Source organism: Streptomyces sp. JHA26, from assembly GCF_002005565.1.
Taxonomy (GTDB): Bacteria; Actinomycetota; Actinomycetes; order Streptomycetales; family Streptomycetaceae; genus Streptomyces.
Genome location: NZ_BDJC01000065.1, coordinates 1 through 23,016, shown reverse-complemented (window position 1 = coordinate 23,016; position 23,016 = coordinate 1). Strand labels below are relative to the sequence as shown.

Below are 23,016 nucleotides of genomic sequence, written 5' to 3'. Positions count from 1 at the left end.
GCGGGGCCCGGTCCAGGTGACCGGGCCCCGCCTCCGTGCGACGTGCGTACGGGCTACTTGCCCTCCGCCTTCTGCAGCTCGGCCAGCTCCTCGTCCGACTCACGGCCGGGCGTCGGCAGGTTGAACTTCGTGATCGCGAACCGGAAGACCACGTAGTAGACCGCCGCGAAGCACAACCCCACCAGGGCCAGGCCCCACGGGTTGTTCGCGATGCCCAGGTTCAGGAAGAAGTCGACCGCGCCGGCCGAGAAGCCGAAGCCGTCCTTCATGCCCAGCGCCCAGGTCAGCGCCATCGAGATGCCGGTGAGCACCGCGTGGATGGCGTACAGCACCGGCGCGATGAACATGAAGGTGAACTCGATCGGCTCGGTCACACCGGTGACGAACGAGGTCAGCGCGAGCGAGAACATCATGCCGCCCACGACCTTGCGACGCTCGGGGCGCGCACAGTGAACGATCGCCAGGCAGGCGGCCGGCAGCGCGAACATCATGATCGGGAAGAAGCCCGTCATGAACTGGCCCGCGGTCGGGTCACCGGCCAGGAAGCGGGCGATGTCGCCGCTCTTGCCCTCGTACGAGCCCGCCTGGAACCACGGGAAGGAGTTCAGCAGGTGGTGCATGCCGATCGGGATCAGCGCGCGGTTGGCGACACCGAAGATGCCCGCGCCGACGGCACCGGAGCCGACCAGCCACTCACCGAAGTTGTGCAGGGCCGTGCCGAGCACCGGCCAGATGTAACCGAAGACGATGCCGAGGACCAGGCCCGCGAAGGCCGACAGGATCGGGACCAGCCGGCGCCCGCCGAAGAAGCCCGCCCAGTCGGGCAGCTTGGTCCGGTAGAAGCGCTGGTAGAGCAGCGCCACCACGAGGCCCATCACCACACCGCCGAGGACCTTGGCGTCCACGGGCGCGTCCGTCATGACGACCTTGCCGTCGACGACCTTCGCCACCTGCGGGAGGTTCTTGTCGGTGAACGTGGCCAGCACGTTCTTGAAGACCAGGTAGCCGACCACCGCCGCGAGCGCCGTGGAGCCGTCCGACTTCTTGGCGAAGCCGATGGCGATGCCCACCGCGAACAGCAACGCCATGTTGTCGAGGATGGCGTTGCCGCCCGCAGCCATGAACCCGGCGATCTTCGTCAGGAACGTGGGGAACTCCGGGCGGCCCAGCATGTCGGTGTTGCCGAGGCGCACCAGCAGGGCGGCGGCGGGCAGCACCGCGACCGGCAGCATCAGGCTGCGGCCGATGCGCTGCAGCACAGCCATCACACCGGCGCCCTTCTTCTTCTCTGCCGCGGGCGCGGCGCTGGGCGTGGTCACAACATCCTCCAGGGGGACGGGGCGCGCCGCCCGGTTGCACGGGAAGGATGAGGACGGCGTCGTCGCAGGTCTAAACCACTTAGTGGTGTAGACCTGTTGTAGCACGATGAAGGCCGCGTAAGGAACCCGCGGATCCGCTACCGCGGCACTACGCGTAGTACCGGTCGAGGACCCCGCACCACACCCCGGCCGGACCCCCTCGGGAGCGCGCCGAAGGCCCCCGGGCCGGAAGCCCGGGGGCCTTCGCGAGACCACCCACCCAGAGTACGTGACGCCTACACCTTGGTGACGTCCTCGACCTCCTCCTCCGGCTCCCGCCCCGGCGTCCTCAGATCGAACCTCGTGATCGCGAACCGGAACACCGCGTAGTAGACGACCGCGAAGCACAGGCCGATCGGAACGATCAGCCACGGCCGGGTCGCCAGCTTCCAGTTGATGACGTAGTCGATCAGCCCCGCCGAGAAACCGAACCCGTCGTGCACCCCCAGCGCCCACGTCACCGCCATCGACACACCCGTCAGCACCGCGTGCACCGCGTACAGCGCTGGCGCGATGAACAGGAACGAGTACTCCAGCGGCTCGGTGATGCCCGTCACGAACGACGTCAGCGCCACCGACAGCATCAGACCGCCCACCTCCTTGCGGCGGTGCGGCTTCGCGCAGTGCGTCATCGCCAGCGCGGCGGCCGGCAGCGCGAACATCATGATCGGGAAGAACCCCGACGTGAACTGACCCGCGTCCGGATCCCCGGCGAGGAACATGTTGATGTCACCGTGCACCACCGTGCCGTCCGGCTTCGTGAAACTGCCGAACTGGAACCACATCGGCACGTTCAGGAACTGATGCAGCCCGATCACCAGCAACGCCCGGTTCGCCAGCCCGAACACCCCCGCACCCCACGCGCCGATCCCGTTCAACCAGTCGCTGAAGCCCTCCAGCGCGTCCCCGATCGGCGGCCACACCCACAGGCACAGCGCCGCGAACACGATCGCCACGAACGCCATGATGATCGGCACCAGCCGACGGCCGTTGAAGAAGCCCAGCCAGTCCACCAGCCTCGTCCGGTGGAACCGCTGCCAGAAGTACGCCGACAACAGCCCCATCACGATGCCGCCGAACACCCCCGGATTCTGGAACACGAACGCGGTCACCTCGCCCGGACCGTCGGCCACCTGGCAGCCGATCTGCGGGACCACCTTCGACCCCTCCGGACAGTCCTCCGGGAACTGCCGCAGCACGTTGTAGTAGACGAGGAACCCCACCACCGCCGCCAGCGCCGTCGAACCGTCCGCCTTCTTCGCCATCCCGATGGCCACACCCACGCAGAACAACAGCGGCAGCCCCAGCGACCCGTCCAGCAGGGCACCACCCGCCCCCGTCATCACCTTCGAGACGTTCGTCCAGCCCAGACCCTCGTCCCCGAACACGTCCGGCTGCCCCAGCCGGTTGAGAATGCCCGCGGCGGGCAGCACCGCGATGGGAAGCTGCAGACTGCGGCCCATCTTCTGCAACCCCTGGAACCCCTTGTTCCAACGGGCACGCGCAGGACTGACCGCACTGTCGGCACTCATCCGGCCTCCATCCGGTCGCCGGTACACTGGTGTAGACCAGTCGTGGGACGGTTCCGCTGTCGTGACGCCATCATTCGGTACACACCGCATGACCGCTCGCGCAGATGGGCCGACTGTGGGTTACTGCGACAAAGCGGTTCGGACCAGGGAGAAGGAACATGGCCAGCAAGGCTGAGAAGATCGTCGCCGGCCTCGGCGGCATCGACAACATCGACGAGATCGAAGGCTGCATCACCCGCCTCCGCACCGAGGTCAACGACCCCGCCCTGGTCGACGAGGCCGCCCTCAAGGCCGCCGGCGCCCACGGCGTCGTCAAGATGGGCACCGCCATCCAGGTCGTCATCGGCACCGACGCCGACCCGATCGCCGCGGAGATCGAAGACATGATGTGACCACCGGCTCACCCCGGTGAACCGGCAAGGGGCCTCTCCCACGGCGGGACAGGCCCCTTCCCCACGGGCCGCTAGGCTCACCCGCATGTCACGAATCGACGGCCGCACCCCCCAACAGCTCCGCCCCGTCACCATCGAACGCGGCTGGAGCAAGCACGCCGAAGGCTCCGTCCTCGTCTCCTTCGGCGACACCAAGGTCCTCTGCACCGCCTCCGTCACCGAAGGCGTCCCCCGCTGGCGCAAGGGCAGCGGCGAAGGCTGGGTCACCGCCGAATACGCCATGCTCCCCCGCGCCACCAACACCCGTGGCGACCGCGAATCCGTCAAGGGCCGCATCGGCGGACGCACCCACGAGATCAGCCGCCTCATCGGCCGGTCCCTGCGCGCCGTCATCGACTACAAGGCACTCGGCGAGAACACCATCGTCCTCGACTGCGACGTCCTCCAGGCCGACGGCGGCACCCGCACCGCCGCCATCACCGGCGCCTACGTCGCCCTCGCCGACGCCATCGGCTGGGCCCAGGGCCGGAAACTCATCAAGCCGGGCCGCAAACCCCTCACCGGCACCGTCTCCGCCGTCTCCGTCGGCATCGTCGACGGCACCCCCCTCCTCGACCTCCGCTACGAGGAAGACGTCCGCGCCGACACCGACATGAACGTCGTCTGCACCGGCGACGGCCGCTTCGTCGAGGTCCAGGGCACCGCCGAGGCCGAACCCTTCGCCCGCGACGAACTCAACGCCCTCCTCGACCTCGCCACCGCCGGCTGCGCCGAACTCGCCGACCTCCAGCGCAAGGCACTCGACACCACCCTCGACAAGTAAAGAGGACGCCAAGAAAAGGACGCCCGGCACGCAACTCGACCACCCGCCGCCGCGTCTTGGGCAGTACGGGCGTACGGCTCCACCGCCGTACGCCCGGCACGACACGCCACACGGGCCACCCGGCCCTGACCCAAGGGGAGGACCGAGACCCATGGCCGCGACCCGACGCAGCCGCCGTCGCCGCACCGCATACGCCGCCGCAGCCCTGGCGACCGCCGCCCTGACCATGGGCCTGACCACCGGCTGCGACGCCGTCGACAAGGCACTCGACTGCGTCCAGACCGCCGACGCCATAGCCGACAGCGTCACCGCCCTCCAACAGGCCGTGGAGAACACCTCCAACGACCCCACCCAGCTCGAGGAATCCCTCGACTCCATAGACAAGAACCTCGACAAGATCGGCGACCGCACCGACGACGCCGACGTCGACAAAGCGGTCGAAGACCTCGGCAAGGCCGTCGACAACATCCGCACCGCCGTCAAGAACGGCGACAACACCCCCGACATCAGCCCCGTCACCGACGCGGCCGGCGAACTGACGAAGGTCTGCACGCCGTAGGGGAGGGCCCGATCAGACCGGGCGGGGGTCCGTAATACTGACCTCCATGACCCGCCTCATCCTCGCCACCCGCAACGCCGGGAAGATCACCGAACTCAGGGCCATCCTCGCCGACGCCGGCCTGCCCCACGACCTCGTCGGCGCGGACGCCTACCCGGACATCCCCGACGTCAGGGAAACCGGCGTCACCTTCGCCGAGAACGCCCTCCTCAAGGCCCACGCCCTCGCCCGGGCCACCGGCCTCCCCGCCGTCGCCGACGACTCCGGCCTCTGCGTCGACGTCCTGGGCGGCGCTCCCGGCATCTTCTCCGCCCGCTGGGCCGGCACCCACGGCGACGACAAGGCCAACCTCGACCTCCTCCTCGCCCAGATCGGCGACATCGCCGACGAGCACCGGGGCGCCCACTTCGCCTGCGCGGCGGCCCTGGCCCTGCCCGACGGCACGGAACGCGTGGTCGAGGGCCAACTCCGCGGCACCCTCCGCCACGCCCCCGCCGGCACGGGCGGCTTCGGCTACGACCCGATCCTCCAGCCGGACGGCGAGACCCGCACCTGCGCGGAACTGACCCCGGAGGAGAAGAACGCGATCAGCCACCGGGGGAAGGCGTTCAGGGCCCTGGTGCCGGTGGTGCGGGAGCTGTTGGGCTGAGACCAGAGGCCCGAAGATGCCGGAAGGGCGCGGCTCTTGGCGGGAGCCGCGCCCTGAAGGTGGGGCCGACGAGATTCGAACTCGCACTGTCCACTACCTAAAAGTGGTGCCTCCTGCCGAAATTGGGCTACGGCCCCAGGCACAGCTTACTGGTACTCGGCGACTCGTTGCGGTGGGACCGGGCGATCGCGCGACCGGTTGGCGAAGGTGGTCGTCTGACTGTGGCAGGACGGGCAGAGGTAGCGCAGGTTCTCCCGGCGGTTGTCCAGACGATCGCCGTTGATGTGATCGATCTCCAGGACGAGCCGCTTGCCCTGCCAGGTGCCTTCGAGGCCGCACTCGCCGCAGATGTGCGCTGTGTCGAGATCGTCAAGGGCTCGCCTGAGCAGAGCCGTCTTGGTGCGGGTGCATCCGGGTGCGAGGCGGACCAGAATGTCGGCCGCCGACTTGCGGTTCGGGGAGCGCGTGCCGCGAAAGTGGCCCTGTCCCGTGAAGTGGGCGGTCGACAGGCCGTACGCTTCGATGCTGCGCTTCACGAGTGTGCGAGCCGCACCGCCGTTGCTTCGGCCGAGGGCCGCGAGAACTCCGGCCACGCTCGTGGCGGCCTCCACCGCTGCCGCCAGTTCGCCGCGGGGAAGAAGCCCGGGGCCGTATCTGCGTCCGCCGGTGAAGTGCGAGGTGTCGATCCCGAACTGGTCCAGCTTCTTCCTGATGTGGCCGTACGGGCTGTCCTGCGGGGGAAACCCCATGTACTCCAGCATCTCCCTGATGCTGTTCGTACGAGCGGCGGCTTCTCTGAGGAGTTCTTCCGGGTAGCTGCGTCGTTCGCGCTCTGGCAGTGGATCCTCACGGAAGTGCGAGGTGTCGATGCGATAGTGCTGTAGCCGCTTGCTGAGGTAGCGGCGAGGGCCGCTTCCCATCGGCGTTCCGAGCTTGCGCATCAGGTCGACCATGCTGGTGGCCCCAGCTGCAGTGCGTGTCAGCACGTCACGTGTGTACCTCGGCCTGCTCATGCGGCCCTGCGCCTGCGGCCTCGATACGTGTCCGTCACGGCATGGCAGTTGGGGCAGAGCAGCCGGAGGTTCTCCGGGCGGTTGTCCCACCAGGCGCCGTCGAGGTGGTCGACCTCCAGCCGGAGGGGTTTGCCGTTCCACTCGGTTCCGGTGCCGCACATGGCGCAGCTCTCCGGAACTCCCAGCCGGAGCAGGTGCGGCAGCAGCCGGCTTCCCGGGATCCTGCCGTCTTGTGGCGTGCGAAGGGTCAGGGGGTCGCCGTGCGAGTTCTTGGGCCTTCGCGGTCGCTGGGTGAAGTGGGAGGTGTCGATGCCCAGGGTCGCGATACGGCGGCTGATGTGCGCGTGGTTGCCGCCCACCGGGTTGATGCCCAGGTGGCGTAGCACTTCCTTGACACTGGTCGACGCGGCAACGGCCTCGCGGAGCGTTTCCTCCGTGTGGCGCGTCCACTGCGTGGGAAAGTGTGCGACGTCCACCCCTGCCTCGGCCATTTTCTGGCGCAGGTAGCGCCTGCTGCCGGGCGTGGGCGTTCCGCCGCACCAGCGTACGGCGTCGTCCCAGTTCGCTGTCGCCCGAGCCGCCTCTTCGAGCAGCTCACGGGTGTACCTGACCCCCATGCTTCCCCTCCGTCCCGGCCGCGTGTTCGCGGTCTCGTACGGAGTAACGAACCGGTTATCGGACGGTCACGTGCGAAAATCGGAACGGCCCGTACCGGTGATTCGGTACGGGCCGTTCCGCAGGCTGGGCGGGGTCAGATGCCCAGGTCCTTGATGATCTTGGCCACGTGGCCCGTCGCGCGGACGTTGTACAGGGCGTGTTCGACCTTGCCCTCCTCGTCCACCACGATCGTGGAGCGGATGACGCCCAGGTAGGTCTTGCCGTAGTTCTTCTTCTCGCCGAAGGCGCCGTACGCGTCGAGGACCTTCTTGTCGGGGTCGGCGAGGAGGGTGACCTTGAGGGACTCGGCCTCGCGGAACTTGGCCAGCTTCTCCGGCTTGTCGGGGGAGATGCCGATGACGTCGTAGCCGGCGGCGGCCAGCAGTTCCAGGTTGTCCGTGAAGTCGCAGGCCTGCTTCGTGCAGCCCGGGGTAAGCGCCGCGGGGTAGAAGTAGACGATGACCTTGCGGCCCTTGTGGTCGGACAGGGACACCTCGTTGCCGTCGGCGTCCGGGAGGGTGAAGGCGGGGGCCGGGTCCCCCGGCTGCAGTCGCTCGCTCATCGAGTCAGCGTAACCGGGGGTCCTGGGAGTGCAGGGACACGAGTAGCTGACAGACTGTCCGGGACAGCGTCAGCAGACTTCGGAGGCCGTACGGTGGCGGACACGTCGGACATCAGAACCCCGGCGCAGATCGAGGCGGACATCAGGCGCCGTCGCGAGGTGCTGGCCGAGACGCTCGACGAGATCGGGGTGCGGGTGCACCCGAAGACGATCATGGGCGATGCGAAGGCCAAGGTGGCATCCAGCGTCGACCACACCCTCGGACGGGCGTACGTCCGGGCCAATCGTGTGGTCAGCGATGTGAAGTCGCAGTTCGTGGACGAGGAGGGCTCGCCGCGGATGGAGCGGGTCGTGCCCGTGGCGCTCGTCGTGGTCGGGGTGGTGGGGCTGCTCGCCCTCGGTACCCGGCGGCGCAAGGGCTGAGGCGGGGCAGGTAGGTTTCAGGGTGTGAGCGCCAACAGAAACGAGCACAGTTCCCCGGACGACAAGCTGCCCATCCGGATGCTGCACGACCGCGTACTCGTGCGGCAGGACACCAACGAGGGCGAGCGTCGTTCCGGGGGCGGGATCCTGATCCCCGCGACGGCTGCCGTCGGCAAGCGGCTGGCCTGGGCCGAGGTCGTCGCGGTGGGGCAGAACGTGCGGACGGTGGAGCCGGGTGACCGGGTGCTGTACGACCCGGAGGACCGGGCGGAGGTCGAGGTGCGGGGGACCGCGTACGTGCTGATGCGCGAGCGCGACCTGCACGCGGTGGCCGCGGACCGGTTCGAGGGGTCGGAGGACTCGACCGGGCTGTACCTGTAGAGCGACGGGCGGGAGGGGCCGGTGACCGAGGTCACCGGCCCCTTCTCCTTGCCCTCGTCCTTGCCCTTTTCCTTGGCCTTGCTACCGTGGGGGCGTCCCGACGAGACGCGCCGTACCGGGTTGAAGGAAAAGACGACGCACCACCGTTCAGTTTCGTTTCACGGAGGTGTCTGTCGTGGCGTGGGTCCTGCTTGTCGTCGCCGGTCTGCTCGAGGTCGGCTGGTCGGTCGGGATGAAGTACACCGAGGGTTTCACGCGGCTGTGGCCGAGCCTGTTCACGGGTGCCGGGATCGTCGCGAGCATGCTGTTGCTGTCGTACGCGGCGCGGACGCTGCCCATCGGTACCGCCTACGGCGTGTGGGTGGGGATCGGTGCGGCCGGGGCGGCGGTGCTCGGCATGGTGGTGCTGGGGGAGCCGGCGACCGCCGCCCGGATCTTCTTCATCTGTCTGCTGCTGGTCGCCGTGGTGGGTCTGAAGGCGACGTCGGGTCACTGACCGGGTGCGGGGGTCACCGACCCGGCGCGGGGGTCACCGGCCGGGCGGTGTGCCGGGGAGGCCGCCGACGAATCCGCCGCCGTCCGCGCCGCCGCCGCCGTCCGCTCCGCCGGGTCCGCCGGGCTCGCCCTCGTCGGTGCCGTCGTCGCCGTTGTTCCCGTCTCCGTCTCCGTCTCCGTCCCCGCCGCCGTCGGGGCCGGGTTCGGTGCTGGGGCCGCCGGTGCCGGGGCCGCCGGTGGAGGCGTCGCCGTCGCCGTCGTCGCCGGTGTCGTCGCCCGGGTCGGTGCTGGTGCCGCCGTTCTCGCCCGGGGTGGCGGTGTCGGTCTCCTGGTCGTCGGTGCCCTCCTCGTCGCCGGTGCCGCCGTCGGACTCGTCGCCCGTGTCGGTGTCGTCGGAGGGGTCGGCGGAGGGGGGTGCGGTGACCTCGGCGCCGGCCTGGAGCTGGAGGTCGAAGGAGGCGACCGGTTCGCCCTCGAGGGCCGCGCGGGTGTACTGCCCCCAGATCTCGGCGGGTGCTCCGCCGCCGTTGATGCGGTCGAGGCCCATGACGCCGTACAGGGGTTTGTGGGCGGCCGTGACGGGGTCCTGGCCCATGACGGCGACGACGGTGGCGAGGTCGGGGGTGTAGCCGGCGAACCAGGCGGCGGTGTCCTCCTCGGCGGTGCCGGTCTTGCCGGCGGCGGGGCGGCCGGCGGCCTGGGCGGCGGTGGCGGTGCCGTTCTGGACGACGCTGCGCAGGACGGACGTGGTGGTGTCGGCGGCCTCGCGGCTGACGGCCTGCTTCTCGCGTGCTTCGGGCAGGTCGATCTCGTGCCGGCCGTCCTTCGTGACCTTCTCGACCAGGACGTACGGGGTGTGCCGGCCGTGGTTGGCGAGGGTGGCGTAGGCCTGGGCCATGTCGAGGGGGCTGGCGGTGGCCGTGCCGAGGGCGATGGCGGGGCCCTCGGGCATCTCGGGGGTGTCGGCGGCCAGGCCGAGGTCGATCGCGGTCTGCTTGACCTTGCCGGGGCCGACGTCGACCGCCATCTGGGCGTAGACGGCGTTGACGGACTTGTCGGTGGCTTCGCGGACGGTGATGTCGCCGTAGTCCCGGTGGTCCTCGTTCTCCGGGCTGTAGCGGGTGCCGGTCCAGCCCTGGACGGTGCGTTCGCTGTCGCCGTTGTAGAGCGTGTTCGGGTTGATCATGCGGTCGTCCTGGGTGCGGGAGTGGTTCTCGACGGCCGCGGCGAAGACGAAGGGCTTGAAAGTGGAGCCGACCTGGAAGTCCCGGCGGGTGGCGTTGGGGGTGTACTGCTTGACGTAGTCGATGCCGTTGTACATGGCGACGACCTTGCCGGTCTTCGGGTCGATGGAGGCGCCGCCGGCGCGGACGTAGGTGTCGGCCTTGCGGTCCTTGTCCAGTTCGGACATGAGCTTGTCGTCGACGGCCTTGACGAAGGCGTCCTGCTTGTCCTTCTGGAGGGTGGTGGTGATGCGGTAGCCGCCGCGGTCGAGGTCCTCCTCGGTGACGATGTCGTTCCCGATCAGGTAGTTCTTGACGATGTTGACGACGTAGCCGCGCTGTCCGGACATGCTGGTGGAGACGGTGGTCTTCTTGGGGGCGGGGAACTTCAGTCCGGCGCGTTCGGACGGGCTGAGCCACTTCATCTTGACCATGCCGTCCAGGACGTAGTTCCAGCGGGCCTCGGCGGCGGCCTTGTTCTCCGGGTGGACGACGACGTCGTACTGGCTGGGCGCGTTGAGCAGGGAGGCGAGGTAGGCGCCCTGGGCGGCGGTGAGGTCGGTGGCGTCGATGCCGTAGTAGGCCTGGGCGGCGGACTGGATGCCGTAGGCGCCGCGGCCGAAGAAGCTGGTGTTGAGGTAGCCCTCGAGGATCTCGTCCTTGCTCTTCTCCCGGTCGAGCTTGATCGAGATGAAGAACTCCTTCACCTTGCGGGAGACGGTCTGCTCCTGTGCGAGGTAGTAGTTCTTGACGTACTGCTGGGTGATCGTGGAGCCGGACTGCTTGCCCTTGCCGGTGGCGGTTCTCCAGCCGCCCCGGATCATCGCCATGGGGTCGATGGCGGACTCGGTGTAGAAGTCGCGGTCCTCGGCGGCGAGGACGGCGTGCTGGGCGTCCTCGGAGATGCGGTCGAGGGAGACGTTCTCGCGGTTGACCTCGCCGTCGCGGGCGAGGACGGTGCCGTCGGCGTAGAGGTAGACGTTGCTCTGCTGGGTGGCGAGGGCGTTGGCCGACGGGATCTGCACCAGGGAGTAGCCGAGGAAGAAGCCGCCGATCAGCAGCAGGACGCCGACGAGGAAGGCGCCCAGCGTCATGCGCCAGGTGGGGATCAGCCGGCGCCATCCGGTCCGCTTGGGCCTCTTCGGCTTCTTCGGCGTCGCCGTTCCCGGTTGCGAGCCCTGGTCAGGCTGCTGCGGCTCGTCGCTCATCTCGTGCACGGACTCCTGTTTCGCGTCGTACGGTCTGGTCTCGTACGGCCTTGTATGCTTCTACGCCCTCTGGTGAAGACTCTCGCACCGGGCGTTCCGTTCCCGCTCTGCGGCACACCTGTGAATTCGGGTGTCGTCGTCCGGGTGTCCGAACCGCGGCCCGGTAATTCCGTGGTGTGCCCCCGTCGCCTCGTACTAGGCTCCTGCGTTTTGCCGCCGGGCGGAGGTGGAGGGCTGTGGGCGTGGGTTCGGGACGGTTGTACGCGGCCGTCGCGGTGGGAGGATTCAGACGGTACGCGACGTATCGGGCGGCCACCGCCGCGGGGGTGTTCACCAACACGGTCTTCGGGCTGATCCTCGTCTCCACCTATTTGGCCCTGTGGGACGAGAAACCGCAGCTCGGGGGGTACGACCAGGCGCAGGCGGTCACGTTCGTGTGGCTGGGGCAGGCGTTGCCGGCGGCGTGGGCGATCGGTGGGGGCGGTGTCGAGGTCGAGCTGATGGAGCGCATCCGTTCGGGTGACAGCGCCGTCGATCTGTACCGGCCGGCGGACCTGCAGCCGTGGTGGCTGGCGGCGGACGTCGCGGCCCGGTGTCCGCTGGTGGACCTCTCGGTGCGGGAGCCGGACATCGAAGCGGTGATCACCGGGATGTATGCGGAACGGGCGAGCGCGTAGTGCCCGGCGGGCCGACCTCGTAGGCTGCTGTGCATGACCGACGACGCCCCGGAACTCCGTGCATCCGACGCCGACCGTGAACGGGTCGCCGAGGTCCTGCAGGACGCCCTTGCCGAAGGACGCCTGGACATGGGCGAGTTCGAGGAGCGGCTGGACGCCGTCTACCGTGCGCGGACGTACGGGGAGCTGGCGCCGATCACGCGGGACCTGCCGGCCGGGGAGGGCGTCGTGACGCCGGTGCCCCGGGTGCCGATGACCAAGGAACCCGCGGGGGGCGGGGGCTGGGCGGGGCGGATCACCGGCGGCGAGGGGTCGTCGACGTGGGCGGTCGCCGTGATGTCCGGGTTCCAGCGCAAGGGGCGCTGGACGGTGCCGAAGCGGTTCAACTCCTTCGCGTTCTGGGGCGGCGGCGAGATCGACCTGCGCGAGGCGGACTTCGCGGACGGCGAGGTCGTGATCAACTGCGTCGCGATCATGGGCGGCATGAACGTGGTCGTGCCGCCCGGTGTCGAGGTGGTCGTGCGCGGCATCGGGATCATGGGGGGTTTCGACCACCGGGAGGAGGGCGTTCCGGCCGAGCCGGGGGCGCCGCGTGTGGTCGTCACGGGGTTTGCCTTCTGGGGTGGGGTGGGTGTGGAGCGGAAGGTGACGCGGGCGGAGCGGTTGCGGTTGAAGGAGGAGCGGCGGCGGGAGAAGTTGGAGCGGAAGGTGGCGCGGGGGGAGTTGGGCGGGGCGGGGCCGGAGGGGCGGCGGGACGACGGCTGAGCCGGGGCGGGTGGGCGCTGGGGGAGGCACGACTGCCCGCAGCTGGGGCGGCGTGGCGGGTGGGGGTGCCCCGGGTGGTCACAGGAGGGCTGGGGTGGTGTTTCTCAGGGCGTTCAGGTCTACCTCCGTGGCCATTCGGGCGTAGCCCCTGTCGTTGGGGTGGAGGTGGTCTCCGCAGTCGTATTCCGTGCGCAGTCGCCGTGGGTCGTAGGGGTCGCGCAGTGCCGCGTCGAAGTCGACGAGCGCGTCGAAGATCCGTCCCTCGCGGATCTCCTCGTTGATCTCCTGCCGCATGTTCTCGCGGGCGTCGGTGTAGCCGCCGTAGCCGCCGAACGGCATCACGGTCGCGCCGACGACCTTGAGGCCGTGGGCGTGGGCCATGGCGACCAGCGTGCGCAGACCCGTGAGGATCGCGTCCCGGTCGGCGAGTTCCGGGCTGTGCAGGATGTCGTTGACGCCGATGGCGACGACGACCACCTTGACGTTCGGGCGGCCCAGCACGTCCCGGGGGAACCGGGACAGCGTGCTGGGGTTGACGGGGGGCGTGCCCGGGCCGTGGGTGAGCAGCCGGTTGCTGCTGATGCCCTGGTTGACGACGCTGTAGCGGGGCACGTTCCGTCCGGCCCCGGCCGCCGCGCGCAGCCGTTGGGCGAGGATGTCGGGCCAGCGGTGGTTGGCGTCCATGGTGGAGTGGGCGCCGTCGGTGATCGAGTCGCCGAGCGCGACGACGGTGCCCACGGCCTCGTGGCTGAGCACGTCCAGCGCGGTCACGTAGCGCCAGTACGAGGTCCTGCCCGTGTACGCGGTGGCGGTGACGTCCTCGGTGCGGTCGCCCTCGGCGACGTAGCTGGTCTGCAGGGCCTGCGGGTGGTAGGTGACGGGGCCGGAGGGCAGGGGGGAGTAGGTGGTGATCAGGACGTCGCCGCCGTGGGGGACGGCGATGCGGGCGACGTCGCTCGTCACCTGTCCGCCGGCCGGGACGACGACCCGGGGGCTGCCGCCGAAGGTGAGCCGGCGCATGCTGGCGGCGACCGCGGCGGCGGTGCCGTCGTCGGCGGCCAGGGCGACGGACGCGTGGGTGACGGTCAGCGGTGTCCGGCCGTACAGGTTGGACAGGGTGATGCGGGCGCCGGTGCCGCCGACGGCCGCGTGCACGACGTTGCGTACCGAGCGGCCGGCCAGGCCCCGCGTCGCGGTGCCCGGTTCCGGGCCGACGGGCGAGGTGGACCAGGCGCCGACCCAGGTGCCGGTGGAGGCGGGGGCGGGGGCGGCGTCGTGGTGCGGGAACCGGCCGCCGGCGAGCGGCGTGCGGTCGCGGGTGCCGTCGTCGGAGGCCGCGGTGGCGTATATGGCGGCGGAGATCGCCACGATCAGGGCGACGATCGCGGCCAGCAGGGCGCGCTGCTTGCCGGCAGGGGCCCCCGCTTCTGTGTCATGACCCCGGGTCATGCTGTGGTGTTCTCCTCGGGCGAGGGGAGCCTCACGGCTCCGGTCCGACGAGGCCATGATGCGGCATGGAGCGGGGGAAGGCCGTGTGACCCCCCGGACCTTCGCCGTTCTCCTTCCCCCCTCTCCCGTTTTCCCTCTCTCTTGCTCGCCCTCTGTCCGGCCATCCGGCTCTCCCGTCGGACGTCGGGAACTTGTGTTCCGTTCCAGGAGTCGGTCAGGAAGGGACAATGAGTGCGGGACGGATCGTCGAACGGTGGAGTGGATGGCACGCACGCAGGCAGAACGTCCGGAGGGTTCCGCGAGTGGCGGGGAGGGCGTCGAGGAGGGCGAGGGCCCGTCCTCCGCGGTTCCCGGCGCCGTCCGCGACCGGGCGATGACGGCGTTCAGCCCGGCCGACGAGGAGAAGCGGCGCGGCGTGCGCCGCATGAAGCTCACCGCCACCGGTCTGCTGCTGTTCGTGGCGGTGGTCTACGTCCTGGCCGAGTGGGCCTCCCACCGGGGCGCGGGCGCCTGGGCGGGCTACGTGTCCGCCGCCGCCGAGGCCGGCATGGTCGGTGCGCTCGCCGACTGGTTCGCGGTCACCGCCCTCTTCCGCCACCCCCTCGGGCTGCCCATCCCGCACACCGCGATCATCCCCAGGAAGAAGGACCAGCTGGGCGTCTCGCTGGGCGAGTTCGTCGGCGAGAACTTCCTCTCCGAGGACGTCGTGCGCGGGCGGCTGCGCGCCGTCGGCATCGGCAGCCGGCTCGGGGCCTGGCTGGCGGTGCCCGAGCACGCCGACCGGGTGACGGCCGAGCTGTCCGCCGCCCTGCGCGGCGCCCTGACCGTGCTGCGCGACTCCGACGTGCAGGCGGTGGTCGGCGAGGCCGTCACCCGGCGGGCCGACGCGCAGGAGATCGCCCCCGGCATCGGCAAGATGCTGGACCGGGTCGTCGCCGACGGCGGGCACCACAGGGCCGTCGACCTGGTCGTCTCCCGCGCCCACGACTGGCTGGTGCTGCACGGCGACAACGTGATGGACGCCGTGCAGGGCGGGGCACCCGGATGGACGCCCCGGTTCGTGGACCGGAAGGTCGGCGAGCGCGTCTACAAGGAACTGCTGCGCTTCATCACCGAGATGCGCGACATGCCCGCCCACCCCGCGCGCGGCGCCCTCGACCGCTTCCTCACCGACTTCGCCTCCGACCTGCGGTCCGACACCGACACCCGGGCGCGCGTGGAGCGGCTGAAGACGGAGGTGCTGGGCCGCGAGGAGGTGCAGGACCTGATCGCGTCCGCGTGGACGGCCGTACGGTCCATGATCGTCTCGGCGGCGGAGGACGAGCGCAGCGAGCTGCGGCTGCGGGTGCGGGCGTCGCTGCTGTCGCTGGGCGCCCGGATGGCCTCCGACGCGAAGCTGCAGGGCAAGGTCGACTCGTGGGTGGAGGGCGCCGCGGTGTACGTCGTGACCACCTACCGGCGGGAGATCACGTCGCTGATCACCGACACGGTGGCGAGCTGGGACGCCGAGCACACCACGAAGAAGATCGAGGCGAACATCGGCCGGGACCTGCAGTTCATCCGGATCAACGGCACGGTGGTCGGCTCGCTGGCCGGGCTGCTGATCTACGCGGTCTCCCGCATGCTGGGGGCGTAGCCCCTCGACCGGCCGGGCGTGCCCGTCCCGGTTGCGGGCACACGGGTTCCGACCGCTCGGTCCGGCGGCGCCGCACGGCGCCGGTGGCCCGGGCGTCGTCGTCCCACGGTCCTCGAGGGAGAGGGAGCCATGCCACCGCAGCCGTCGTCACCGGACTCCGTACCCGCCGCCTCCACCGGAACCGTCACCACGGCGGTCCCCGCCCGCCTGGACCGGCTGCCCTGGTCCCGGTGGCACTGGATGATCGTGATCGGTCTGGGCACCGTCTGGATCCTGGACGGCCTGGAGGTCACGATCGTCGGCAACGTGGCCGGCCGGATCGCCGAGGACGGCAGCGGCCTGGACATCAGCTCCGCCCAGATCACCGGCCTGGCCGCCGCCCTCTACGTGGCCGGTGCCTGTTCGGGCGCCCTGTTCTTCGGCTGGCTGACCGACCGCCACGGCCGCAAGAAGCTGTTCATGCTGACGCTGGTCGTGTACCTGATGGCGACCGCGCTGACCGCGGTGTCGTTCGAGTCCTGGTGGTTCTTCCTGTTCCGGTTCCTCACCGGTTTCGGCATCGGCGGCGAGTACGCGGCCATCAACTCGGCGATCGACGAGCTGATCCCGTCCCAGTACCGGGGCCGGGTCGACCTCATCATCAACGGCAGCTACTGGCTGGGCGCCATCGGCGGTTCCCTGCTGTCCATCGTCATGCTGGACACCGACATCTTCCCGAAGGACCTCGGCTGGCGGCTCAGCTTCGCCCTCGGCGTGGTCCTGGGCCTGGTCATCCTGCTGGTGCGCCGGCACGTCCCGGAGAGCCCGCGCTGGCAGTTCATCCACGGCCGCGGCGACGAGGCGGAGGAACTCGTTTCCACGGTCGAGAGGGAGATCGAGCAGGAGAAGGGGCAGCGGCTGCCGCGGCCGGCCGGTGAGATCACCATCCACCAGCGCAAGAGCATCGGCTTCGGCCTGATCGCGAAGACCGTCTTCGGCAAGTACCCCCGCCGCGCGGTCCTCGGGCTCTCCCTCTTCATCGGCCAGGCGTTCCTCTACAACGCCATCACCTTCGGCTTCGGCACCATCCTGATCACCTTCTTCGACGTGCCGACCGGTCGCACCGGCTACTACTTCGCCGTCATCGCCGCCGGCAACTTCCTCGGCCCGCTGCTGCTGGGCAAGCTGTTCGACACGGTCGGCCGCCGGATCATGATCTCGGGCACGTACCTGCTGTCGGGTGTCCTGCTGTTCGTCACGGCGTGGCTCTTCGACCGCGGCTCGCTGACGGCGAACACGATGACGGCCTGCTGGTGCGTGGTGCTGTTCTTCGCCTCCGCGGGCGCCTCCAGCGCGTACCTGACGGTCTCCGAGATCTTCCCCATGGAGACCCGGGCGATGGCCATCGCCTTCTTCTACGCCCTCGGCACGGCCGCCGGCGGTATCAGCGGTCCGCTGCTCTTCGCCGACCTCACGGAGTCCGGGGTGGTCGGCGACACGGTGCTCGCGTTCCAGATCGGCGCCGGGCTGATGTGCGCGGCCGGTCTGGTGGCGGCGTTCCTCGCGGTGAAGGCGGAACGCCGCTCCCTGGAGGACATCGCGGAGCCGCTGTCGGCCGCGGGGGCGGGCCCGGGAACGAGGGAGACGCCGGGCGCGGGCACCGCGACGGCGTAGAGTCCGGGCCGACCGCCACCCGGGCGGCCCACCGACCGCCACCCGAGCGGCCGCCCGACCGACCGCCCGGCCACCCGAGCGGCCGCCCGACCGACCGCCTGGCCACCCGAACGGCCGGGCGGCCGAGCGTGAGGAGCCTTCGATGACCGTCCGCAGGATCGTCCCCAACGTCCACGCCGGGTCCGAGGAGGAACTGGCCTCCAGCCGCGACTTCTACGGCCTGCTGGGCCTCGAGGAGGTCATGGACATGGGCTGGGTGTCGACCATGGCCTCACCGTCCGTCCCCGCCGCCCAGATCAGCTTCTTCACCGAGGAGCGCACCGGCCCCGTCGTCCCCGACCTGAGCGTGGAGGTCGAGGACGTCGACGCGGTCCACGCCCGGCTCGTCGCGTCGGGCGCGGAGATCGTGCGGGAGCTGCGCGACGAGGAGTGGGGCGTGCGGCGCTTCTTCGTACGGGACCCGAGCGGACGCGTGGTGAACGTGCTGACGCACCGCCCCTGAGCCGACGGGGTCAGGCCCGTCGGTCGGCGACCGCCCAGGACGCCAGCGCGACGGCGCCGGCGACGCCGAACACGGCGGGCCAGGCGCCCACCTTCTTGGCCAGCGGGTGGGACCCGGCGAAACCGGCGACGTACGCGGCCGTCAGCGCCCCGGCGGCCTTCCCGCCGGCCCGCTCGCGCCACCGCTGCGCGGCGGCGGCCCCGGCGACGGCGAGCACGGCCCCGCCGAGCTGCCGCTTCCCGGTCCAGCGGGCCACGCCGTACCCGCCGACGAGACCGCCCGCCGCGACCACCGCGCTGGGAACCTTCGCCATGCCTGCCTCCTGCTGTCGTCCTGCTGTCGCCCGTCTTTCCGGGACCCGAGGCTAATCCCCGCCGGGCGCGGCGCCCGCGTCGGGGCGGGCGACGGACACCACCGGACGTACTGTGGCGCAGGTCACACCTGTGTCGGCGTCCGGGCTGTCACATCTCCCGTCCGCGATCCGTCGTAGCTGTGTAACGCGATACGGCAACGGCCGACGGCCGACGACCCACCACGGAGGGACCCATCATGGACGCTCGCCTCAACCTCTTCGGCAACCCGATCGCCGGCAAGCTCCTGCGGCACATCAACTCGGCGGGCAAGGTCGTGGCGGACTCGGGTCTGCCGGCCGCCACCCAGGAGCTGGTGAAGATCCGCGCCAGCCAGATCAACGGCTGCGGCTTCTGCCTCGACATGCACACCAAGGACGCCGCGAAGGCGGGTGAGACCTCGCTGCGCCTCAACCTGGTCGCGGCCTGGCGGGAGGCCAAGGTCTTCACCGACGCCGAGCGGGCCGCCCTGGAGCTGACCGAGCAGGGCACCCGCATCGCCGACGGCCGCGGCGTCAGCGACGAGGCCTGGGCGGAGGCGGCGAAGCACTACGACGAGGAGCAGCTGGCCGCGCTGGTCGGTCTGATCGCCGTCATCAACACCTACAACCGGCTGAACGTCATCACCCAGCAGCCGGCCGGCGACTACGAGCCGGGCATGTTCGGCTGAGGCCCCCGGAGCACCGGACGGCCCGCCCCGACGCACCGGGGCGGGCCGCCTCGTCGTTCAGCCGGCGTGCAGCAGGACCGGAAGCCGCTGGTGGCCGTTGCTGATCAGGGAGGGCACGGCCTCGAGCTCGGCCGAGGGCACGGCGAGGCGGATGTCGGGGAAGCGGCCGAACAGGCTCCGCAGCGCGAGGGTGACCTCCATCCGGGCGAGGGGCGCGCCGAGGCAGAAGTGGACGCCGTACCCGAACGCCAGGTGGTCCTTGACCGTGCGGGCCGCGTCGAACGTGTCGGCGTCCTCGTGCCAGTCGGGGTGGCGGTTGGCGGCGGCGTAGGAGGCGAGGATCGCCTCGCCGCGGGCGATGGTCCGCCCGTCGGGCAGGGGGATGTCCGTGACGGCGTACCGCATCGGCAGGTGCTTGACCGCCGGCTCGTGCCGCAGCGTCTCCTCGACGACGTCGTCCCAGGTGACGGCACCCTTGCGGACCAGTTCGAGCTGGTCGGGGCGGGTCAGCAGGGTGTGGACGGCCTGGTCGATGACGTTGACGGTGGTCTCGTAGCCGGCGCTGATCATCAGCAGCAGGGTGTCGCGCATCTCCTCGTGCGTCAGTCCCGTGCCGTCGCTCTCGTCGTCCCGGGCGGCGATGAGCAGGGACGTCATGTCGTCGCCGGGGGTGCTGCGCTTCTCGGCGATGAGCTGGTCCAGGACCTCGTAGAGCCGGGCGGTGTTGGTCTGGGCCTCGTCCTGGCTGAGCGTGGTGTCGAAGACGCCGTCCACGAGGGCCCGGAAGCCTTCCCGGCGGCTCTCGGGCACGCCCATGAGGTGGCCGATCACGGCGATGGGCAGCGGGTAGGCCAGTTCCTGGCGCAGATCGACCGGCTCGCCCGCGGGCAGGCCCGCGAGACGGTCGACGAGCTCCTCCACCATGCCCTCGACGGCCGGCCGCATGTGGGCTATGCGGCGCGCGCTGAAGGCGGGCGCCACCAGGCGGCGCAGCTTGCGGTGGTCGGAGCCGTACGCGGTGAACATGTTCTCCACCGCCACCCACAGGGCGAGCGGCCACGTCTGGACCACCTCGCCGAAGGCGGGCCAGTGCGCCCGGGCGTCCTTGGAGACGTCGGGGCCGGTGAGCAGCTGTTTGAGCAGGACCGGGTCGGAGACCGACCAGGCCTCCACGCCGAGGACGTCCACCCGGGTGGCCGCACCGCGGGCGTGCAGGGCACGGTGCTCGGCGTGGTGGTCGGTGCCGGCGGGGTCGAGGACGAGGGGGGACTGCTGGTCGGACATGGCGGACTCCTCAGGGGGCGGGGGGAAAGGTGACGGGCAGGGACTCCAGGGCGCGGTGGAACGGTCCCGGACGCCAGACGAGCTCGGCGACGGGCACGGCGAGGTCCGTCTCCGGCAGCGCGTCGAGGAGGTGGGTGACCGCGGTCTCCGCGATGAGGTAGGCGTGCGAGCGGGCCGGGCAGGTGTGCGGGCCGATGCTCCAGGCCAGGTGGGCACGGTTGCCGGTGTGCCGGCCCTCGGGCACGCCGTCCGTGAGGGCCGGGTCGTTGTTGGCGGCCGACATGGAGATCACGACCGGCTGGTCGGCGGGCAGCAGGTACCCGTCCACGTCGATCGGGTACGGCGGGTAGGAGATGCAGTAGTTCGCCATGGGCGGGTCGGTGTAGAGGACGGTGTCGAGCGCGTCGCGCACCGTGGACAGCCCGGCGTGCAGGTCGGCGGAGAACTCCTCGTCGGTGAGGATCTTCAGCACGGTGTTGCTGATCAGGTTGGTCAGCGGCTCGATCCCGGCGCCGTAGAGCGTGACGAGCTGGTGGCTCATCTCCTCGTCGTCCAGCCGGGCGGAGTGGCCGATCAGGCGGGACGTGATGTCGTCGCCGGGGTGCTGGCGGCGCAGGTTCACCAGGTCGGCGACGGCCTGCCCGAGGATCCGGTTGCCCTCCTCGGCGCGGGTGGTGTCGAAGATCTTCGCCATGCCGTCGGCGATGCGCATGCCGATATCGTCCGGGCAGCCCAGCAGCGCGCTCAGCACCCGGAAGGCGATCGGGAACGCGTACTGGGAGAGCAGGTCCGCCTCGCCCTTGCCGCGGAACTCGTCGATGGCGCCGGAGGAGACCTGCTCGACCAGGGCCCGCAGCCCGTGCTGGTCGACCCCGTCGATCGCCGCGGTGTTCGCGCCGCGGTAGCGGGCGTGCTCGGCGCCGCCGGAGCGCAGCGCGTTGGGACGCCACTCCATCATCGGCCGCACCGGGCACGACGCCGGGATCAGCTTCTCCCACGCGCGCGGGTCGGCGGGGAAGTGCAGCGGGTCGTTGAGGATGCGGCGGGCCTGGTAGTAGCCGATCACCAGCGTCGCCGGGACGCCGGGCGCCAGCTCGACCGGGACGAGGGGGCCGTGGGTGCGGCGCATGCGCCGGTACGCGGCGTGCGGGTCGGCGGCGAACTCCGCGGTGTACAGGGCGATCCGCCCCGACGGGCTGGCCGGCGCGGACGCGGCGGAGGGCATCGTCATCGGCGGGACTCCAGGAGGGCGGCCGAGCGCTGCTCGGACAGGTACTCGGTGAGCGTGATCAGGGCGTGCAGGGACGACGTGCGGTCGCGCGCGTCACAGGTCGTCAGCGGGGTGAACGGGTCGAGGGCCAGGGCCTCGCGCAGCTCCGACTCGGGGTACACCGGGGCGCCGGGGAACGCGTTGATGGCGACGGCGTACGGTATGCCGCCGTCGTCCAGCAGGCCGAGCGCGTCGTGGGAGGCGTCGAGGTTGCGGGAGTCGGCCAGGACGAGACAGCCGAGCGCCCCCTCGGCCAGGTCCTCCCACAGAGGCTGGAAACGGGCCTGCCCCGGCAGCCCGAACAGGTACAGCGCGAGGCGGCCGCCGGCCATGTGGATGCGGCCGAAGTCCATCGCCACCGTGGTCGTCGTCTTGTGCGGGGTGCCCCGCAGGTCGTCCACGCCCGCGCTCTCCTGCGTGATGGGTTCCTCCATCCGCAGGGGCGTCACCTCCGAGACGCTGCCGATCAGCGTCGTCTTGCCGACGCCGAAACCCCCCGCGATCACGATCTTGGCCGACCGCGTCACCGTGGCCGGGACGTAGGTGACGGGCGGGTCAGACCATGGAGCGCAGTCCACGCAGTACCTCCTGCAGCAGGTCGGATTCGGGCTGGTGGTCGCCGGCCGCGACCGGACTGGCCAGGTGGCCGGAGTCCATCAGCGAGGAGACGAGGATGCGCACCGTGGAGGGCGGCAGCTCCAGCGCGGCGGCGATGTCCGCGACGGCCAGGCCGCCCTCCGCGCCGGAGAACAGCCGCATCACCCGGCGGGCGTCCGGGCCGAGGGAGTCCGTGGGCCCGGTCGCGGCGATGAGCACGCTCTCCAGGCGCACGTCGTCCCGGGCGCGGACCTGCCCGCCGGTACGGACGTAGGGCCTGACCATGTCGGGGTCACGCCGCGGCCCCGTCATGCCGGTGCGCCGCCTTCCGCGGCCGGCACCCGTTCCGCGGTGCCCAGTTCGTGCCCCACCCGGGTGGCGAGCCGCACCATGTGGTGGGAGATCAGCCCGACATCGGCGTCCGGGCCGGTCGTGCACACCGACAGCATGGTGTTCTTCGCGGCGGTCGTCGTCAGCCCGATGCAGCCGACCGACTCGATCAGCAGCTGCCGCATGCCCTGGCCGCCGGTGAAGTCGTCCCACGCCTTGCCCGCGGCCCGCAGCGCCGCCGTCAGCGCGGCGAACTTCTCCCCGTCGTCCTGGCCGATCGTCTGCGTCCGGGCCTTCAACAGGCCGTCGCTGCTCATCAGGACGGCGTAGCGGACGCCCTCGACGGTGCCGAGCTCCTGGTCGAGCAGCCAGCCCAGGCTGTTGGTGTGTGTGTCTTGCACGGTCAGTGTCCTTCTTCGTGTACAGCGGCGGGGGCGGGGGCGGATCCGGGGGAGGGGTCGGGCCCGGCGAGGTCCGGAAGGGACTCCTCCTGCCGGCCGCGGCGGCTGCCCTCCGCCCAGGCGGCGGCGATGGCGGGCCGGCCGGGCGCGGCGGCGG

Annotated in this window: 25 protein-coding genes, 1 tRNA gene, 1 pseudogene and 1 riboswitch; of the genes and pseudogenes, 13 read left to right on the top strand and 14 right to left on the bottom strand. The window is 70.8% G+C overall.

The genetic code is table 11. From position 1 onward, the window contains the following. Positions 1-53 precede the first annotated feature (53 nt). Both JHAT_RS28850 and JHAT_RS28845 read right to left on the bottom strand, forming a co-directional pair. Positions 54-1,319 (bottom strand): PTS transporter subunit EIIC, encoded by a 1,266-nt coding sequence (locus tag JHAT_RS28850; RefSeq protein ID WP_077801221.1) that lies wholly within the window; start codon positions 1,317-1,319, stop codon positions 54-56. Positions 1,320-1,594: 275 nt separating this feature from the next. Further along, positions 1,595-2,890 (bottom strand): PTS transporter subunit EIIC, encoded by a 1,296-nt coding sequence (locus JHAT_RS28845; protein WP_077801220.1) that lies wholly within the window; start codon positions 2,888-2,890, stop codon positions 1,595-1,597. A gap of 158 nt (positions 2,891-3,048) precedes the next feature. Here JHAT_RS28845 and JHAT_RS28840 point away from each other — a divergent pair, with 158 nt between their 5' ends. From JHAT_RS28840 to rdgB, 4 genes are all read left to right on the top strand, one after another. After that, positions 3,049-3,282, top strand: coding sequence for a glucose PTS transporter subunit EIIB (locus JHAT_RS28840; protein WP_077801219.1), 234 nt, complete (start codon positions 3,049-3,051; stop codon positions 3,280-3,282). An 85-nt stretch (positions 3,283-3,367) separates the two neighbouring features. Beyond that, positions 3,368-4,105 (top strand): ribonuclease PH, encoded by a 738-nt coding sequence (gene rph / locus JHAT_RS28835; RefSeq protein ID WP_077801218.1) that lies wholly within the window; start codon positions 3,368-3,370, stop codon positions 4,103-4,105. Between the two features lie 151 nt (positions 4,106-4,256). After that, the gene (locus tag JHAT_RS28830) at positions 4,257-4,664 is read left to right on the top strand and encodes a hypothetical protein (RefSeq protein ID WP_077801217.1); all 408 of its coding nucleotides are present in this window, start codon (positions 4,257-4,259) and stop codon (positions 4,662-4,664) included. Positions 4,665-4,710: 46 nt separating this feature from the next. After that, entirely contained in the window at positions 4,711-5,313 is a 603-nt protein-coding gene (gene rdgB / locus JHAT_RS28825) for an RdgB/HAM1 family non-canonical purine NTP pyrophosphatase (RefSeq protein ID WP_077801216.1), read from the top strand. A gap of 60 nt (positions 5,314-5,373) precedes the next feature. On the opposite strand, the gene JHAT_RS28820 is transcribed toward rdgB, so the two are convergent. The 4 genes from JHAT_RS28820 to bcp all read right to left on the bottom strand — a co-directional run bounded on the left by JHAT_RS28820 (position 5,374) and on the right by bcp (position 7,545). Next, positions 5,374-5,450 (bottom strand) — tRNA-Leu (locus JHAT_RS28820). A gap of 9 nt (positions 5,451-5,459) precedes the next feature. Continuing rightward, the gene (locus tag JHAT_RS28815; protein ID WP_077801215.1) at positions 5,460-6,326 is read right to left on the bottom strand and encodes an HNH endonuclease; all 867 of its coding nucleotides are present in this window, start codon (positions 6,324-6,326) and stop codon (positions 5,460-5,462) included. After that, complete coding sequence (locus tag JHAT_RS28810; protein WP_077801214.1) at positions 6,323-6,943, bottom strand: HNH endonuclease; 621 nt, start codon at positions 6,941-6,943, stop codon at positions 6,323-6,325. Before JHAT_RS28810 ends, JHAT_RS28815 begins: the two co-directional genes overlap by 4 nt. Before the next feature lie 134 nt (positions 6,944-7,077). Then, on the bottom strand, positions 7,078-7,545 hold the full coding sequence (gene bcp / locus JHAT_RS28805) for a thioredoxin-dependent thiol peroxidase (protein ID WP_077801213.1): 468 nt from the start codon (positions 7,543-7,545) through the stop codon (positions 7,078-7,080). Between the two features lie 93 nt (positions 7,546-7,638). Here bcp and JHAT_RS28800 point away from each other — a divergent pair, with 93 nt between their 5' ends. From JHAT_RS28800 to JHAT_RS28790, 3 genes are all read left to right on the top strand, one after another. Continuing rightward, complete coding sequence (locus JHAT_RS28800) at positions 7,639-7,968, top strand: DUF3618 domain-containing protein (protein ID WP_077801212.1); 330 nt, start codon at positions 7,639-7,641, stop codon at positions 7,966-7,968. Between the two features lie 78 nt (positions 7,969-8,046). Continuing rightward, positions 8,047-8,349 carry a GroES family chaperonin gene (locus tag JHAT_RS28795; protein ID WP_375603596.1) on the top strand — a complete coding sequence of 101 codons (303 nt, stop codon included), beginning with the start codon at positions 8,047-8,049 and terminating at the stop codon, positions 8,347-8,349. A 70-nt stretch (positions 8,350-8,419) separates the two neighbouring features. Beyond that, positions 8,420-8,491, top strand: a riboswitch (guanidine-III (ykkC-III) riboswitch). A 33-nt stretch (positions 8,492-8,524) separates the two neighbouring features. Then, the gene (locus JHAT_RS28790; protein ID WP_077801210.1) at positions 8,525-8,845 is read left to right on the top strand and encodes a multidrug efflux SMR transporter; all 321 of its coding nucleotides are present in this window, start codon (positions 8,525-8,527) and stop codon (positions 8,843-8,845) included. 33 nt (positions 8,846-8,878) lie between these two features. Here JHAT_RS28790 and JHAT_RS28785 read toward each other — a convergent pair whose 3' ends face one another. Next, positions 8,879-11,275 carry a transglycosylase domain-containing protein gene (locus tag JHAT_RS28785; RefSeq protein ID WP_171991108.1) on the bottom strand — a complete coding sequence of 799 codons (2,397 nt, stop codon included), beginning with the start codon at positions 11,273-11,275 and terminating at the stop codon, positions 8,879-8,881. A gap of 236 nt (positions 11,276-11,511) precedes the next feature. On the opposite strand from JHAT_RS28785, the pseudogene JHAT_RS28775 reads away from it, so the two are divergent. Beyond that, positions 11,512-11,859: pseudogene (locus JHAT_RS28775) on the top strand (ABC transporter permease); the annotation flags it as partial. A 126-nt stretch (positions 11,860-11,985) separates the two neighbouring features. Then, positions 11,986-12,717, top strand: coding sequence for a DUF1707 domain-containing protein (locus tag JHAT_RS28770; RefSeq protein ID WP_077801207.1), 732 nt, complete (start codon positions 11,986-11,988; stop codon positions 12,715-12,717). A 78-nt stretch (positions 12,718-12,795) separates the two neighbouring features. On the opposite strand, the gene JHAT_RS28765 is transcribed toward JHAT_RS28770, so the two are convergent. After that, positions 12,796-14,166, bottom strand: coding sequence for an SGNH/GDSL hydrolase family protein (locus JHAT_RS28765; RefSeq protein WP_077801206.1), 1,371 nt, complete (start codon positions 14,164-14,166; stop codon positions 12,796-12,798). A 262-nt stretch (positions 14,167-14,428) separates the two neighbouring features. On the opposite strand from JHAT_RS28765, the gene JHAT_RS28760 reads away from it, so the two are divergent. The 3 genes from JHAT_RS28760 (at position 14,429) to JHAT_RS28750 (ending at position 17,957) form a co-directional block, all read left to right on the top strand. Beyond that, entirely contained in the window at positions 14,429-15,802 is a 1,374-nt protein-coding gene (locus tag JHAT_RS28760) for a DUF445 domain-containing protein (protein ID WP_077801237.1), read from the top strand. Positions 15,803-15,931: 129 nt separating this feature from the next. Then, entirely contained in the window at positions 15,932-17,455 is a 1,524-nt protein-coding gene (locus tag JHAT_RS28755) for an MFS transporter (RefSeq protein ID WP_077801205.1), read from the top strand. A gap of 142 nt (positions 17,456-17,597) precedes the next feature. Next, positions 17,598-17,957 (top strand): VOC family protein, encoded by a 360-nt coding sequence (locus JHAT_RS28750; RefSeq protein WP_077801204.1) that lies wholly within the window; start codon positions 17,598-17,600, stop codon positions 17,955-17,957. Between the two features lie 10 nt (positions 17,958-17,967). On the opposite strand, the gene JHAT_RS28745 is transcribed toward JHAT_RS28750, so the two are convergent. Next, positions 17,968-18,270 (bottom strand): hypothetical protein, encoded by a 303-nt coding sequence (locus JHAT_RS28745; RefSeq protein WP_077801203.1) that lies wholly within the window; start codon positions 18,268-18,270, stop codon positions 17,968-17,970. Between the two features lie 236 nt (positions 18,271-18,506). On the opposite strand from JHAT_RS28745, the gene JHAT_RS28740 reads away from it, so the two are divergent. Next, complete coding sequence (locus JHAT_RS28740) at positions 18,507-18,977, top strand: carboxymuconolactone decarboxylase family protein (protein ID WP_077801202.1); 471 nt, start codon at positions 18,507-18,509, stop codon at positions 18,975-18,977. 57 nt (positions 18,978-19,034) lie between these two features. Here the strand turns inward: JHAT_RS28740 and JHAT_RS28735 are convergent, their stop codons facing one another. Genes JHAT_RS28735 through JHAT_RS28715 form a run of 5 tightly spaced genes read right to left on the bottom strand, consistent with a single transcriptional unit; the run spans position 19,035 to position 22,859 of the window. Beyond that, positions 19,035-20,261: a cytochrome P450 gene (locus JHAT_RS28735; RefSeq protein WP_077801201.1), complete on the bottom strand. Its 1,227-nt coding sequence runs from the start codon at positions 20,259-20,261 to the stop codon at positions 19,035-19,037. 10 nt (positions 20,262-20,271) lie between these two features. Then, complete coding sequence (locus JHAT_RS28730) at positions 20,272-21,492, bottom strand: cytochrome P450 (protein ID WP_077801200.1); 1,221 nt, start codon at positions 21,490-21,492, stop codon at positions 20,272-20,274. Further along, positions 21,489-22,109 (bottom strand): ATP/GTP-binding protein, encoded by a 621-nt coding sequence (locus tag JHAT_RS28725; RefSeq protein WP_171991107.1) that lies wholly within the window; start codon positions 22,107-22,109, stop codon positions 21,489-21,491. The genes JHAT_RS28730 and JHAT_RS28725 overlap by 4 nt, the downstream gene beginning before the upstream one ends. Continuing rightward, positions 22,087-22,440 carry a DUF742 domain-containing protein gene (locus JHAT_RS28720; RefSeq protein ID WP_077801199.1) on the bottom strand — a complete coding sequence of 118 codons (354 nt, stop codon included), beginning with the start codon at positions 22,438-22,440 and terminating at the stop codon, positions 22,087-22,089. Before JHAT_RS28720 ends, JHAT_RS28725 begins: the two co-directional genes overlap by 23 nt. Beyond that, positions 22,437-22,859 carry a roadblock/LC7 domain-containing protein gene (locus JHAT_RS28715; protein ID WP_077801198.1) on the bottom strand — a complete coding sequence of 141 codons (423 nt, stop codon included), beginning with the start codon at positions 22,857-22,859 and terminating at the stop codon, positions 22,437-22,439. The genes JHAT_RS28720 and JHAT_RS28715 overlap by 4 nt, the downstream gene beginning before the upstream one ends. Between the last annotated feature and the right edge of the window lie 157 nt (positions 22,860-23,016).